The organism is Kitasatospora sp. NBC_01287, assembly GCF_026340565.1.
GTDB lineage: Bacteria > Actinomycetota > Actinomycetes > Streptomycetales > Streptomycetaceae > Kitasatospora.
In genome coordinates this window covers 1,718,596-1,733,118 of sequence record NZ_JAPEPB010000001.1, presented here as the reverse complement: position 1 = coordinate 1,733,118, position 14,523 = coordinate 1,718,596, and the positions used below count along the sequence as shown (strand labels likewise).

Annotated in this window: 9 protein-coding genes; 7 read left to right on the top strand and 2 right to left on the bottom strand. The window is 73.9% G+C overall.

From position 1 onward, the window contains the following. Nucleotides 1-90 precede the first annotated feature (90 nt). The 4 genes from allB to OG455_RS07055 all read left to right on the top strand — a co-directional run bounded on the left by allB (nucleotide 91) and on the right by OG455_RS07055 (nucleotide 5,496). Nucleotides 91-1,443 (top strand): allantoinase AllB, encoded by a 1,353-nt coding sequence (gene allB / locus OG455_RS07070; RefSeq protein ID WP_266291356.1) that lies wholly within the window; start codon nucleotides 91-93, stop codon nucleotides 1,441-1,443. 142 nt (nucleotides 1,444-1,585) lie between these two features. Next, complete coding sequence (gene alc, locus OG455_RS07065; RefSeq protein WP_266291354.1) at nucleotides 1,586-2,896, top strand: allantoicase; 1,311 nt, start codon at nucleotides 1,586-1,588, stop codon at nucleotides 2,894-2,896. 93 nt (nucleotides 2,897-2,989) lie between these two features. Then, entirely contained in the window at nucleotides 2,990-4,450 is a 1,461-nt protein-coding gene (locus tag OG455_RS07060; RefSeq protein ID WP_266291352.1) for a catalase, read from the top strand. Between the two features lie 296 nt (nucleotides 4,451-4,746). Continuing rightward, nucleotides 4,747-5,496, top strand: a complete 750-nt coding sequence (locus tag OG455_RS07055) for an IclR family transcriptional regulator (protein ID WP_266291350.1) — start codon at nucleotides 4,747-4,749, stop codon at nucleotides 5,494-5,496. Nucleotides 5,497-5,571: 75 nt separating this feature from the next. On the opposite strand, the gene OG455_RS07050 is transcribed toward OG455_RS07055, so the two are convergent. Continuing rightward, nucleotides 5,572-6,399 carry an oxidoreductase gene (locus OG455_RS07050; protein WP_266291348.1) on the bottom strand — a complete coding sequence of 276 codons (828 nt, stop codon included), beginning with the start codon at nucleotides 6,397-6,399 and terminating at the stop codon, nucleotides 5,572-5,574. 94 nt (nucleotides 6,400-6,493) lie between these two features. On the opposite strand from OG455_RS07050, the gene OG455_RS07045 reads away from it, so the two are divergent. Both OG455_RS07045 and OG455_RS07040 read left to right on the top strand, forming a co-directional pair. Beyond that, nucleotides 6,494-7,027, top strand: coding sequence for a MerR family transcriptional regulator (locus OG455_RS07045; protein ID WP_323185431.1), 534 nt, complete (start codon nucleotides 6,494-6,496; stop codon nucleotides 7,025-7,027). A gap of 241 nt (nucleotides 7,028-7,268) precedes the next feature. Further along, nucleotides 7,269-7,493, top strand: a complete 225-nt coding sequence (locus OG455_RS07040; RefSeq protein WP_266291346.1) for a hypothetical protein — start codon at nucleotides 7,269-7,271, stop codon at nucleotides 7,491-7,493. A gap of 137 nt (nucleotides 7,494-7,630) precedes the next feature. Here the strand turns inward: OG455_RS07040 and OG455_RS07035 are convergent, their stop codons facing one another. Next, on the bottom strand, nucleotides 7,631-10,666 hold the full coding sequence (locus OG455_RS07035; RefSeq protein WP_266291344.1) for a BTAD domain-containing putative transcriptional regulator: 3,036 nt from the start codon (nucleotides 10,664-10,666) through the stop codon (nucleotides 7,631-7,633). A gap of 462 nt (nucleotides 10,667-11,128) precedes the next feature. Between OG455_RS07035 and OG455_RS07030 the strand changes: the two genes are divergently transcribed. Beyond that, a complete protein-coding gene (locus tag OG455_RS07030; RefSeq protein ID WP_266291342.1) occupies nucleotides 11,129-14,473 on the top strand; it encodes a thiopeptide-type bacteriocin biosynthesis protein in 3,345 nt (1,114 codons plus the stop codon). Nucleotides 14,474-14,523: the final 50 nt, after the last annotated feature.

Sequence of the window (14,523 nt, the reverse complement as noted above, 5' to 3'; positions counted from 1 at the left end):
TTCATCGTATTTTCCTACATTGACGTTTTGTTGAAGGCGGGCCTAGGCTCCGAGCCACCCCCACCGCAGCAGCTGAGTCCGGAGGTCTTGATGCAGCAGTCGACCGTGGTGATCCGCTCCCGTCGCGTGGTCCTGCCCGACGGTGAGCGCCCGGCCGACGTGCTGGTCAAGGACGGCCGGATCGAGCGGATCGCCGAGCACGGAGCGCTGGCGGCGGGCGGCGCCGAGCTCACCGACCTCGGCGACACCGCGCTGCTGCCGGGCCTGGTCGACACCCACGTGCACGTCAACGAGCCCGGCCGCACCGAGTGGGAGGGCTTCGCCACCGCCACCCGGGCCGCCGCGGCCGGCGGCGTCACCACGATCATCGACATGCCGCTCAACTCCATCCCGCCCACCACCACGGTGGCCGGGCTGGCGGCCAAGCGGCGGATCGCCGAGGGCCAGGCCTGGGTGGACCTCGGCTTCTGGGGCGGCGCGATCCCCGGCAACGCCGCTGACCTGGAACCGCTGCACCAGGCCGGCGTGTTCGGCTTCAAGAGCTTCCTGGCGCCCTCGGGGGTGGAGGAGTTCCCGCACGTCGAGGCCGCCGACCTGGAGAAGGCGCTGGCCGAGCAGGCCCGGATCGGCGCGCTGGCGATCATCCACGCCGAGGACCCGGCCGTGCTGGACGCCGCCCCGCACACCCCCGGCGTGCACTACCGCGACTTCCTCGCCTCCCGTCCCGAGGACGCCGAGGCGGCGGCGGTGGCTCTGCTGCTCGACACCGCGCGGCGCACCGGCGCCCGGGTGCACATCCTGCACGTCTCCTCCGCGGCCGTGCTGCCGCTGCTGGCCCAGGCCCGCGCCGAGGGCGTCCAGGTGACCGCCGAGACCTGCCCGCACTACCTGACGCTGGCCGCCGAGGAGGTGCCGGACGGCGACACCGCCTTCAAGTGCTGCCCGCCGATCCGCGACGAGGCCAACCGCGACAAGCTCTGGGCGGCGCTGGCGAACGGCGAGTTCATCGGGATCGTCTCCGACCACTCGCCGTCGACCCCGGACCTCAAGCTGCTCCAGGAGTTCGGCGGCAGCGGCGATTTCGCGGCCGCCTGGGGCGGGATCGCCTCGCTCCAGCTGGGGCTGCCGGCCATCTGGACCGAAGCCCGCGAGCGCGGCCACTCGCTGGGTGACGTGGTCCGCTGGATGTCCGCAGGACCGGCCTCGCTGGTCGGCCTCGACGGCAGCAAGGGCGCGATCGCGGTCGGGTACGACGCCGACCTGGTCGCCTTCGACCCGGACGCCGACTTCGCCGTCGACCCGGCCGGGCTGCACCACCGCAACCCGGTCACCCCGTACGCCGGCCGGACGCTGAGCGGGTCGGTCATCACGACCTGGCTGCGCGGCCGGGTGGTGGACGTGCACGCCGAGCCCTTCGGCCGGCAGATCCTTCGCGACCGCTGACCCGTGCGACCGCTGACCCGTGCGACCGCTGGACTGCGCAACCGCCGACCCGTGCCACCGCTGATCTGTGCCACCGCTGGACCGCGCAACCGCCGACCCGTGCAACCGCTGACCCGACTTCGCGCTGAGGAGCGACGACGACATGAGTGACAGTCAGACCCCGGCCGCTCCTTTCACCGAGCTGGTCAACCTCGCCTCCCGGCTGCTGGGCGCCGGCGTGGTGGCCACCAACGAGGACACCTTCGCGGACGCGGAGAACCTGCTGGTCGCCAAGGCCGCCGAGTTCCGCGCCCACACCTTCGGCCACAAGGGCCAGATCATGGACGGCTGGGAGAGCAAGCGCCGACGCGGTGTCAGCGCCGAGCAGCCGCACCCCACCGACGAGGACCACGACTGGGCGATCGTCCGACTGGGCGTCGCGGGCCGCGTCCACGGCGTGATCGTGGACACCGCGCACTTCACCGGCAACTACCCCGAGAGCGGCTCGGTGCAGGCGGCCTCGATACCCGGGTTGCCCTCGGTCGAGGAGCTGGCCGCGGCCCGGTGGACCGACCTCGTGCCGCGCACCGCGCTGCGCGGTGACACCGCGCACGAGTTCGCCGTCGAGGACCCGACCCGCTACACCCACGTGCGCCTCAACATCTGGCCGGACGGCGGCGTGGCCCGGCTGCGGGTGCACGGCGAGGTACTGCCGGACCCGCGTGACCTGGACGGGCTCACCTTCGACCTGGCCGCCCAGGAGTACGGCGGCGTGGCCGAGGCGGCCTCGGACCGCTACTTCTCCTCCCCGCACAACCTGAACGCTCCCGGCCGCGCCTCCGTCATGGGCGAGGGCTGGGAGACCCGGCGTCGGCGCGACAAGGCCAACGACTGGGTGCAGATCGCCCTGGCCGGGGGCGGCGAGGTCCTGGCCGTCGAGGTGGACACCACCCACTTCGTGGCCAACGCCCCCGGCTGGGCCGACCTGGTGGGGTACGACGCCGTGGCGGGCGGGAGCCCCGATGCCGACCCCGACGGCTGGTTCGAGATCCTGCCGCGCACCCGGCTCCAGCCGGACACCCGGCACCGGCTGCGCCTCGACGCGGGCCGGACCGTCACCCACGTGCGGATCAACGTCTACCCGGACGGTGGCCTGGCCCGCCTGCGGCTGACCGGCAAGCTGACCGAGGCGGGGCGCGCCGCGCTGGCGCTGCGCTGGTTCAACGCGCTGCCGACCGCCGAGGCGGCCCAGGCGCTGACCGAGGCCGGGCTGACCGAGGCCGAGGCGCGGACCCTGGCCGCCGCCCGCTCGGCGGCCGGCCCCGCCGGGCTCTCCGCTGCCGGGCTCTCCGCCGCTGGGTTCTCCGCCGCTGGGCTCCGTGCCGCCGTGGCGGAACTGCAGCCGGCGGACGGGCCGGACGGCACCGAGACCTCGCGGCGGGCCGCCGCGATCTGGCGCCTGCTGGGCGTCTGACCTTCCCTTTGCCCTTTGCGAACTCTGCAAGCCGGTGATTGCGGCTTCGCGAGGTTCGCGGACCAGCAACTCTCGTACCCCTGAAGGACCCCCATGCCCAAGAACCTGACCACCGAGTCCGGCGCCCCGATCGCCGACAACCAGAACTCGGCCTCGGCCGGCGAGTACGGCCCGCTGCTCATCCAGGACCAGCAGCTGATCGAGAAGCTCGCCCGGTTCAACCGCGAGCGCATCCCGGAGCGCGTGGTGCACGCCCGCGGCTCGGGCGCCTACGGCTACTTCGAGGTGACCGACGAGGTCTCGTCGTACACCCACGCCGACTTCCTCTCCGAGGTCGGCAAGCGCACCGAGGTCTTCCTGCGCTTCTCGACCGTGGCCGGCAACCTCGGCGCCAGCGACGCGGTGCGTGACCCGCGCGGCTTCGCGCTGAAGTTCTACACCGCCGAGGGCAACTACGACCTGGTCGGCAACAACACCCCGGTCTTTTTCATCAAGGACCCGCTGAAGTTCCCCGACTTCATCCACTCGCAGAAGCGCGACCCCTACACCGGCATCCAGGAAGCCGACAACGTGTGGGACTTCTGGGCCCATTCGCCCGCGTCGACCCACCAGATCACCTGGCTCTTCGGTGACCGCGGCATCCCGGCCTCCTACCGCCACATGAACGGCTACGGCTCGCACACCTACCAGTGGGTCAACGAGTCCGGCGAGGCCTTCTGGGTCAAGTACCACTTCAAGACCAACCAGGGTGTCCGCTCGCTGGACGGTGCCCAGGCCGCCGAGGTGGTGGGCGCCGACGCCGACAGCCACCAGCGCGACCTGCACCAGGCGATCGAGCGCGGCGTCTTCCCGTCCTGGACCCTCTACGTCCAGCTGATGCCGGTGGCCGAGGCGGCCGACTACCGCTTCAACCCGTTCGACCTCACCAAGGTCTGGCCGCACGCCGACTACCCGCTGGTCAAGGTCGGCCGCCTGGTCCTGAACAAGAACCCGGAGAACGTCTTCGCCGAGGTCGAGCAGGCCGCCTTCTCGCCGAACAACTTCGTGCCCGGCATCGGCCCCTCCCCGGACAAGATGCTCCAGGGCCGCCTGTTCGCCTACGCCGACGCCCAGCGCTACCGCCTCGGTGTCAACCACACCCTGCTCGCCGTCAACGCCCCCAAGGCGACCGAGGCGAACAACTACGGCCGCGACGGCTTCGCCGCCGTCAACAAGTCGGGCCGAGGCAAGAACTACGAGCCCAACTCGTACGACGGCCCGGCGCAGACCGACAAGGCGCTGGCCGCCCCGGTCGCGCTGAACGGCCACACCGGCACGTACACCACCCCGGCGCACACCAAGGACGACGACTTCTTCCAGGCCGGCGAGCTCTACCGGCTGATGTCCGAGGGTGAGAAGTCCCGCCTGATCGACAACCTGGCCGGCTTCCTCTCCCAGGTCAGCCGCGAGGACGTCATCGAGAAGAACCTGGCGCACTTCCACGCCGCCGACGAGGAGTACGGTTCCCGCCTGGAGGCGGCCGTGGCCAAGCTGCGCGCCGGCGACGAGGGCTGAGCTCCCTCCGGCGCGGCACAGCCGATTACGGCACGGCCGAACACGGCACGGCCGCCGAGGACTGACTGACGAACCCTCAGATGGGCCTCTCCCCCCGGGCAGTGGGGGAGGGGTCCATCGTCGCTTTCCGGCCGCGCGGGGTTCCGTCTGGCATATGCCATTCGGCCAATACCCGTCACCTGCGGGAATCTCGTCCGACCCGAGGGTGCGCGAGCCGATCGGTGGATAGTCTGGTGAGGATACCCGGGGCGGCGGAAGGGGAGGCCATGCCAACACACGGACAAGGTCATCAGTCCATGCTGGACCAGGGCGAGTCCGGTCCGCACGCGTCACTGCGGCGGGCGCTGCGCTTGCTGGAGGCCGCCGACCGGCACCCGTACGGCGCGGGTCTGGCCGATCTGGTCCGGGAGACCGCGCTGCCCGAGCCGGTGGTCCGCGAGCTGGTCACGCTGCTGTGCGCCGAGGGCTACCTGCAAGCGGGCGACGGCGGTTGGATCCTCGGCGGCACCTTCGCCCTGCTCGGCCAGTACAACCGCGAGCAGCTGATCCGGATCCGGCTGCAGCACAAGCTCGCCGAGCTGCGCGACGAACTGGGCGCGGCCGTCTACTTCAGCCGCTACCACGACGGCGAGCTGCGGGTGGAGGCGGTGGCCGAGGCCCCGCACGCCCCCGCCGTGCACGAGTGGGTCGACTTCAAGGCCACCGCGCACGCCAGCGCCATCGGCAAGTGCCTGCTCAGCCAACTCGACCACGACGGCAGGCTCGACCACCTGGCCCGCCACCCGATCGCCCGGCTCACCTCGCGCACCATCACCGACGCCGAGCAGCTGATGCAGCGTCTGGAGCGCCAGCCGGCCACCCTGCCGATGCTCGACCTGCAGGAGTACGCGCTCGGCACGGTCTGCGCCGCCGTCCCGGTCACCGCGGGCAGTACGGTCGGCTGCCTGGCCATGTCGCTCCCGGTCGACAACGCCCACCGGCTGCGCGCGGCCGCCGAACTGCTGGCCGAGCGGGCCGCCCCGCTGATGCTCGCGATGGCGGTCTGATCCGCACGGCAGCGGGCGCGCGATCGGCTGGACTTCGTCGTCGAGCGGACGGCGGTGGGGGCGCCCGCTCGACTGTCAGACGGAGGTGGAGAGTGCCACGTGGCGCCATTGGTCGAGTTCACGCCGTACCAGATCCAGTTTCGCCTCGACGCGCTCGACCGCGTCCGCGCCCAGCTGGAGGCGCAGCGGAGGCTCGGCGGTCTCGGTGACGTCGACGATGGCTCTGGCAGCCTTCACCGGGTCGCCCGGCTGGCGGCCGTCGTAGTGGGCCAGCGCTTCGCGCACCGGTCCGGCGCCCTCGGTGTAGTCGGCGATGGTGGCCGGCTCGACCTGAATGCTGGAGCTGTTCAGGAAGTCCGTGCGGAAGCCGCCCGGCTCGACGATCGTGACGCGGACCCCGAGGGGGGCCAGTTCGCCGTGCAGCGCTTCGGAGATGCCTTCGAGAGCGAATTTCGACGCGCCGTACAGGCCCGTCGCCGGTGCGGTGGCGAAACCGCCCACGGAGCCGATGTTCAGGACGTGTCCGGATCGCTGGGCGCGCAAGGTCGGCAGGGTCGCCCGCAACGTGTTGAGCACGCCGAACACATTGACGTCGAACAGTGCCCGAGCGGCCTGGTCGGAGGTCTCCTCGATTGCGCCGACGAGGCCGTAACCGGCGTTGTTGACAACGTTGTCGATCCGGCCGAACCGGGCCAGCCCGGCCTCCACAGCGGCCCTCAGCTGCTCCGGCTCGGTCACGTCCGCGTTCAGCGCCAGTAGTTCATCCGGCTTGTGCGGGTACGCCTTGAGCACTGCCGACGCGTCCCTCGCGGTAGTGATCACGCTGTGCCCTCGGTCCAGCGCCTCACGGGTGATCGCCGCGCCGAGCCCCCGCGATGCCCCGGTGACGAACCAGATGCTCATGCTCTCCCCTGTTCTGATGGCCCGACGGGCCGACGGCTCGACGCTAGACCCTAGAGTCGGGTCTAGATCAACAGCTGTGTGAGGGAGAACACTCATGGACCTGAGCATCGGTGAGGTGGCGCAGCGCAGTGGGCTGAGCGTGCACGCCTTGCGGTTCTACGAGCGGGAGGGCCTGTTCGCCAACCCGGTACGCCGCCTGTCCAACGGCCGCCGCATCTATCACGAGGAAGATCTGGAGTGGCTCGCGATCTGCACGAAGCTGCGCTCCTCCGGCATGTCCCTGGCGGTGATCAGGCAGTACACCGAGCTGGTCTGCCAGGGCCCGGGCAATGAACACGAGCGGCTGGAGCTGCTGCGCCGACACCAGAACCACGTGGAGGCGCAGATCCGGGAGCTGCTGGGGACCCTGGACGTGATGCGGGACAAGGTGCGGATCTACGAGGACCATGTCGCCCGCGGCGAAGCCGACCGACTTTGGAACCCATCCACCCGGATACCGAGCAATGCTCAGAACCCCGTGCTGAGCTGGCCAGGAGATCACCCGACCGATTCGGCGGCCTCGAACTCACGCCCAACGAGATCAGTGGAGCAGCAGTCACTGAGTCATGTGTCTGAGTCATGTGTCTGAGTCGCGTGTCTGAGTCGCGTGTCTGAGTCGCGTGTCTGAGTCGCGTGTCTGAGTCGCGTGTCTGAGCCGCGTGTCTGAGTCATGTGTCTGAGCCGCGTGTCTGAGCCGGACGCCAGGCGCACCCGTTCCCGGGATTCGTCGGACCAGTGCGTTGATCCGGCGTTGATCGGGCGCTGAGAGGCTTGGCCACGAACCAGCGGCCACCGCTCCCAACGGCCGTACTGCTGAAGAAGGGCGCACCATGATGACGCACCGGAGCTGGACCCTCGCCACTCGCCTGCGGGGCGCCGCGGTGGTGCTCGGCGCCGTTGCCGTGCTGGCCTCGGGCACGGTCGCGGCGGTGGCCGCGCCCGCACCCGTCGAGCACGGCACCACGGTCGTCACCGGCGCCGTCACCACCAACGACTGGAACAGCAGCACGTCCGACCGGTGCGTCTCCTGCGTTCACGTGACCGCGGAGCAGTAGCAGTCACGGCGGACGCCGTCGGTCCGGTCGCCCTTGCGGGGGTGCGACCGGGCCGACGGCGTTTCACGTTCCGGTCGCACCGGCTCCTCCGAGCCCGAGCCCGAGCCATCAGCCGGAGGGGCCTCCCGCTACATGCCTCAGCAGGCGGTCGGCGGAGCGTCGTTCAGCTCGACCAGCAGCTCCGTGACATCGGCGGCGTTCGGCAGCGCGAGCCGCTCGAACAGCTCCCGGGCCTCGCCGAGCCGCTCGCGGGCCGTGTCCAGTTCCCCGAGCTGGGCCAGCGCCCGCCCGATCACCACCAGGGCCAGCCCTTGGTCCCGCTCCGCACCCAGCTCCTGGCAGATCTCCAGCGCCGTCCCCGCCTCGCGCAGCGCCTGCCGGGGCCGGCCCATCGCCCGCAGCGTGTCCGCCAGCCGGTAGCGGGCGTGCGCCTCCCTGGCCCGCAGGCCGGTGTCGGTGGCGATGGTCAGGCACTCGGTGAAGCGCAGCGCGGCCTCCTCGTACCGGCCCAGGTCGAAGAGCGCCAGCCCCAGCACGTACAGCGCGTACGCCGTCCCCGCGCCGTCCCGCAGCGCCCGCAGCTCGGGCAGCGCCGCCTCGCAGGCCTCGGCCGCCTCCTGGGCCCGCCCGCTGCGCAGCCGCGACATGGCGGCGTTCACCCGGGTCATCAGCTCGCCGGAGCGGTCGCCCAGCTCGCGGGCCAGGGCGATCGCCTCGTCGTAGCAGGCGGTCGCCTCCTCGTAGCGGCGCCGGGAGTGCGCGATCAGCCCCAGATCGTTGAGCGCCTGACGGAGGATCACGGTGTCCCCCGCGGCCCGGCAGGCCTCGATCGCGAGCCGGGCCTGGGTCTCCGCCTCGCCCAGCCGGGTGGCGCCCAGCGCGACCGTCCCGCGCAGGAAGGCGGCGCGCCCCTGCGCGCCCCGGTCCCCGGTCGGCGCGGCCGCCGCGGCCAGCGCCCGGGTGGTGGAGCTCAGCCGCCCGTACTGGGCGTCCTGGCTGAAGGCGCTGAGCGCGATCAGCAGGTCGATCGCCGCGGCCAGCCGATCGCTCGCCCGGCCGTCCGCCCGATCGCTCGCCCGGCCGTCCGCCCGATCGCTCGCCCGGCCATCCGCCTCCGCGGCCACCCGGGCCGCCAGCTCGATGGCCCCCGCGGACTCGGCGGCCACCCAGTCGCGGGCCCGCGCCAGACTGGGGAAGACGAGGCCGACGGCCCCGGCCCGGTCCGGCCGGCCGAGCGCGCCCGTGGTGGGGTCGCCCGGCACCGCCAGCCGCAGCGCCTCGCAGGCGCCGGCCAGCAGCACATCGAGCAACAGGTCGGTGACCCGGCCCGCCTCGGCGGCGTCCTCGGCCGCCGAGTGCTGCCGGGCGAAGGCGCGCAGCAGGTCGTGGTAGCGGTAGCGGCCGGGTGCCGGGGACTCCAGCATCGCGACGTCGACCAGCGACTCCAGCAGCTCCTCGGCGATCCGTCCGTCCGCCTCCAGCACCGCGGCCGCCACCGAGAGCCCGACGTCGGGCCCGTCCACCCAGGCGATCAGCCGGAAGGCCCGCGCCTGGGCGGGCGTCAACTGCCGGTAGCCGAGCTCGAAGGCGGCCGCCACCGCCAGGTCGCCGATCCGCAGCTCGTCGATCCGGCGCCGCTGGTCGGCCAGCCGATCGGCCAGGCTGCGCACCGTCCAGGCCGGCCGGGCCGCCAGCCGGGCCGCCACGATCCGCACCGCCAGCGGCAGGTACCCGCAGGCGCTGACCAGCTCCAGCGCGTCCGTCCGCTCGGCGGCCAGCCGGTCGGCCCCGATCACCCCGGCCAGCAGCTCGGTGGCCTCCCGCGGGCTGAACACCTCCAGGTCCACCTGGACCACCGAGGGCAGCCCGACCAGCCTGGTGCGGCTGGTGACCAGCACCGCGCAGTCGGCCGTGCCCGGCAGCAGCGGGCGCAGCTGGGTGCTGTCGCGGACGTTGTCCAGCACGATGAGCAGCCGTCTGCCGTCGGCCGCCGAGCGGAACAGCGCGGATCTGGCGTCCAGGCCGTCCGGGATGCTCTCGGGCGAGGCGCCGAGCGCGGCCAGGAAGCTCGCCAGCAGCAGTTCGGGGGCCAGCGGGTCGGCCTCGCTGCCGCGCAGGTCGGCGTAGAGCTGGCCGTCGGGGAAGGCCGCCCGGGCCCGGTGGGCGGCGTGCAGCGCGAGCACGGTCTTGCCCACGCCCCCCATCCCGGCCACCGCGACCACCGGCGGGGCGCACCGGCCGGTGCGGGTCAGTGCCGTGCCGAGTTGTTCGAGCAGCCCCGCGCGGCCGGTGAAGTCCGAGACGTCCGAGGGCAGCTGGGCCGGCCGCGGCAGCGGCGGGTGGGCTGCGGGCGACTCGCCGGACGGGTCGGCGGCCTGGGACCCGGAGCCTGCCACCACGGGATCGACCGGGGCACCGACCAGCTCCAGGTCGCCGTCCAGGATCCGCCGGTGCAGCCCGGAGAGCTCGGGGCCCGGCTCGACCCCCAGCTGGTCGATCAGCAGCTCCCTGGCCTGGCGGAAGACCGCGAGCGCGTCGGCCTGCCGGCCGGCCTGGCAGAGCGCGCGCATCAGCAGCGCGTAGGGCCGCTCCTGGAACGGGCGCTCGGTGGTCAGCGCGCTCAGCTCGGGCACGCAGCGGGCCCCGCGGCCCAGCCGCAGGTCCAACTCGATCCGCTCCTCCAGCAGTTGCAGGCGCAGCTCGCCGAGCCGGGCGCGCTGGTGGTCGGCGAACGGCCCGGGGATGCCCGCCAGCGGCTCGCCCTGCCAGAGCCGCAGCGCTCGGGCCAGCAACTCGCGTGCCTGGTCGGGTCGGTCGGCGCGCACCCGCTCGGCCTCGGCGGCCAGCAGCTCGGCCTGGTGAGCGTCCAGCGACCGGGGCGGCAGCACCAGGCGGTAGCCGTCGCCCAGCGAGACCAGCACCTCGGGGCTCGCACGGTCCGTTTCGAGCACCTTGCGCCAGCGCCAGGCGTAGGTGCGCACCGTGGTGGTCGCCGCCGAGGGCGGCTCCTCGCCCCAGAGCGCGTCGATCAACTCGGCCGCACCCGCCGTGCTGCCCGGGCGCAGCAGCAGCACCGCCAGCATCGCCTGCTGCTGCGGACTGCCCAGCCGCAGGCTCACCGCGCCGCGGCTGCCCCTCATCGGGCCGAGCAGCGAGAAGCTCAGCTCATCCATGGCAGTTCCCCAACCGGCACAAAAACTCCTTGGTTCGGCCCAGCCGGGCGACACGCACAGGTTAACCGCCGTTGGCCTGCGGAACTACGGTCAAAGTGAGGGTTGACCGAACCCGGCGGGTGTGCGCGGACGCACCGTCGACGGTTCCGTTGAACCGGCGTCGAGCGCAGGCGGTCGCTGAGCGTGCGCGATTGATTCCACGTTGACCCGCGCCCGCTACCGTCGAGGCGTCGGCTGACCGCCGCCCTGCCCGGACTCTGCCGAGGCCGCCCACCAGGCGGCCGCGTGCCGGTCGTCCGCGCGCACCGCGCACCGTGTACCTCGCGTGCCGCGTGCCGCGTCCGAACCGGCGTCGGCCGCCGGATCGATGGGCGCCGGTGCCGCGAGTACCACCGGGTCACCGTGCCGTGCTGTCCAGGCCCGCCGCCTCCGCGGCCGATCGCCTTCAGGAAGGACCCCACCATGCCGGACTTCGCCGCCCGGCGAACCCCCGCTGCCCCGCGCACCGTCGCTGCCCCGCGCACCGTCGCTGCCCCGCGCACCGTCGCTGCCCCGCGCACCGTCGCTGACCGGCCCACCGCCGCTGATCGGCCCACCGCTGTAGCCTCGCGCACCGCCACTGCCCCGCGCACTCCCACCGTTCCGGCCGAGCTGGTCTTCGCCTGCGCCGACGTCGCTCTGCTGGGTGCGGCGATCCGCCCGCCCCAGGGCCCGCCGCAGGTCGCACTGCCCGAGGCTGAACTGCTGCGCGCCGCGGGCCACGACCCGCTGCTGCGCGAGGCGATCGAGGTGGCCAGTCCCTCGCTGAGCCGCACCCTGGACCGGATCGCGGCGGGTGAGGCGGTGCCCGCCGGGCAACTGCGGCGCGCCGCCCGCGCGGTGACCCGCTACCAGCTGCGGATGAGCGGTCGGGCGGCCCCGACCGGGCTGATGGCCGGGGTGGCCGCGGTGGGCTTCGGCGAGACGCCCGCGGTGCGCTGGGGCTATCAGCACGTCAAGGCGGTCCGCCCGGACCCGCGGTGGATCGCCGGTCTGGTGGCGGCCCTGGAGCGGGACCCCGCGGTGCTGTCCGGGCTCCGGTTCACCGCCAACGACCTGCGCCGGGTGCGCGGCGACCGGGTGCTGCTGCCGTCCCGCCCACCGACGGACCGCCCACCGACGGACCGCCCACTGGCGGGCGGTGCGCCGGGACCGGCCGCACCCGAGGTCTCGGTGCGCCGCAGCGCGCTGCTGGCCCGGGTGTTCGAGCTGGCCGAGCGGCCGGTCGGCTACCCGGCGCTGCGGGCCGCGTTGCTGGCCGGGCACCCGGTGGCGAAGCCGGCGGCGGTCGACCGGTTGCTGGGCGAACTCGTCCGACTCCAACTGCTGCTGACCGACCTGCTGCCCCCGCCGGACGCCGCCGACCCGCTCGGCCACCTGCTGGCCCGGCTGCCGGAATCCGCCGCCACCCGTGAGCTGGCGGCCGTGCGGCGGGAGTTGGCCGCCTACGCGGACACCCCGCTCGGCGTGGGCCGGCCCGCGTGGCAGACCGCCACGGCCCGGATGCGCCGCCTGCACCCGAGCGACCGCCCGGTCCAGGTCGACCTGGTGCTGGACGCCGACGTCCGACTGCCCCCCGCGGTGCGGGCCGAGGCCGAGGAGGCCGCCGCCGCGCTCTGGACGGTGTCGGCCGGGCGCCCGGGGCCGACCGGGCTGCGCCGGTACCACCAGGACTTCCTGGCGCGCTACGGCATCGGCCGAGCGGTGCCGCTGCTGGAACTGCTCGATCCGGACACCGGCCTGGGCGCGCCCGACTGGCCGAGCGCGCAGCCCGTGACCGTTCCCGACGCCCGCGACGAACTGCTGCTCGCCCTCGCCCAGCAGGCAGCGATGACCGGCCGGCCCGAGCTGCTGCTCGACGACGAGTTGCTCGCCCGGCTCGCCGGCACGGGCACCCCGCCGCCCTCGTTCGACCTGCTGGTCCAGCTGCGGGCCGACTCCGCGCCGGCCCTCGGCGAAGGCAGGTTCGAGCTGGTGGTGGTCGGCACCGGATCCACCGCGGGTGCCCGCGCGGCCCGGTTCGGCGAGTTGCTGGGCCCGGCCGGCGAGCGTTTCGGCCGGCTGCTGCGGGAGCTGCCGACCGACAACCCGCAGGCCGTCCGGGCCCAGCTCAGCTGTCCGCCGTCGGCCGGCGACACACACCCGGCACACGGCCCGGCACACGGCCCGGCACAGGGCCCGCGTTGGTCGGCGCACACCATCACCCTCGGCTCGCACACCGACCGCGGCGACCCCGGCGTGCTCGGCATCGCCGACCTCGCCGTGGTCGCCGACCAGGAGCGGCTGGCGCTGGTGTCGCGCCGGTTGGGCCGCGAGGTGGTACCCACCGTGCCCTGGACCCCCCAGCTGCCCCGCGCTCCCCACGCTCCCCACCCGCCCCTCGCGCTTCAGCCGCTCGGCACACCGGCGGTGCCCGACCGGTCCGACAACGGGGCGCCCGCGTGCGAGGTCGCCCACCTGCTGGCCGCCCTGGCCCGCCGCGGCGAGTCGGCCCCGCCGCGCTGGCACTGGGGCCCGGCCGAGTCGCTGCCCTACCTGCCCAGGGTGCGCCGCGGCCGCACCGTGCTCGCCCCCGCCCGCTGGCGGCCGGACGACCCGGCGTTGCGCGACCCCGCGCCGGACCTCGCCGCCTGGCAGCGGAGCTTCGAACAGTGGCGGCGGCGCTGGCGGGTGCCGCGGCTGGCGCAGGCGGTCAGCGGGGAGAACCGGATCACCCTGGACCTGGACCACCCGCACCACCAGGAACTGCTGCGCAACGAGTGGGTCCACCGGCCCGACGCCGTGCTGGTCGAGGTGCCGGCCGGCGGCACCGGGTGGCTGGCACCCGCCGGGCGCGGCAACGAGATCGCCTTCCCGCTGGTCCGGCGCGCCCCGGGCAGGCTGACCGCCCCCGCGTTCTCGCCGCCCCGGCAGCGGGTGGCCCACCTGCCCGGATCGCAGTGGCTCGACGCCGCACTCCGCTGCGCGCCGCACCGGCAGGACGCGCTGCTCACCGACCAACTGCCCGCCCTGCTGGCCAGACTGCCGGCCGTGGTGGACCGCTGGTTCTTCACCCGCTCCCGCCGCCCGGATCCGCACCTGCGGCTGCGCTTCCACGGTGACCCGGCGGTGCTCAACGCCCGGTTGCTGCCCGCGCTCAGCGCCTGGGCGGCCGCGCTCGCCGAGGCCGGACTGGCCGGTCGGCTGCTACTGGACGGCTACGACCCCGAGTTGGAGCGCTACGGCGGACCGGCCGCGATGGCCGCCGCCGAGCGGGCCTTCGAGGCCGACAGCCAGGCCTGCCTGGCCCAGCTGGCGCTGCTGCGGGACGGGCGGCTGCGGCTGGAGCCGACCGTGCTGGCAGCGGCCAACTGCCTCGACCTGGCCGACCGGTTCGGCGAGCCCGGGTACTTCCTGCGCCGGTACCCGGCCGTCGACCGGCTCGAACTGCCCGCCCCGCCAAGGGCGCAGGCAGGAGGGCCGCTCGATTCGCCGCTCGATTCGCTGCTTGATTCGCGGCTCGACCCGCTGGACGGTGCCCGGCGGCTGCGGGGGATGCCGGGCGGGCCGGAGCTGATCGCGATCTGGGCGCGCCGGGCGCCGGCCGTCAGCCACTACCGGGCCTGCCTGGACACCGACTGGACCACTCCGGACACGGCGCTGGACGCGCTGCTGCACGCGCACCACAACCGCCTGCTGGGCAGCGACGCCGCCCGGGCGGAGCACTCGCTCGCGCTCGCCCGCGAGGCGGTGCGGGCCCACCACGACCGCCGCGAGGCCCTGGGATGATCGAGTGCGCCGCACATGCCGGTGCGGGTCGGATCCGACCGCCGGATCCG

Excerpts from the sequence above, each read along its gene's own strand:
- allB (WP_266291356.1), top strand. The coding sequence starts at position 91 with ATGCAGCAGTCGACCGTGGTGATCCGCTCCCGTCGCGTGGTCCTGCCC.
- alc (WP_266291354.1), top strand. The coding sequence starts at position 1,586 with ATGAGTGACAGTCAGACCCCGGCCGCTCCTTTCACCGAGCTGGTCAAC.
- OG455_RS07060 (WP_266291352.1), top strand. The coding sequence starts at position 2,990 with ATGCCCAAGAACCTGACCACCGAGTCCGGCGCCCCGATCGCCGACAAC.
- OG455_RS07055 (WP_266291350.1), top strand. The coding sequence starts at position 4,747 with ATGCTGGACCAGGGCGAGTCCGGTCCGCACGCGTCACTGCGGCGGGCG.
- OG455_RS07050 (WP_266291348.1), bottom strand. The coding sequence starts at position 6,399 with ATGAGCATCTGGTTCGTCACCGGGGCATCGCGGGGGCTCGGCGCGGCG.
- OG455_RS07045 (WP_323185431.1), top strand. The coding sequence starts at position 6,494 with ATGGACCTGAGCATCGGTGAGGTGGCGCAGCGCAGTGGGCTGAGCGTG.
- OG455_RS07040 (WP_266291346.1), top strand. The coding sequence starts at position 7,269 with ATGATGACGCACCGGAGCTGGACCCTCGCCACTCGCCTGCGGGGCGCC.
- OG455_RS07035 (WP_266291344.1), bottom strand. The coding sequence starts at position 10,666 with ATGGATGAGCTGAGCTTCTCGCTGCTCGGCCCGATGAGGGGCAGCCGC.
- OG455_RS07030 (WP_266291342.1), top strand. The coding sequence starts at position 11,129 with ATGCCGGACTTCGCCGCCCGGCGAACCCCCGCTGCCCCGCGCACCGTC.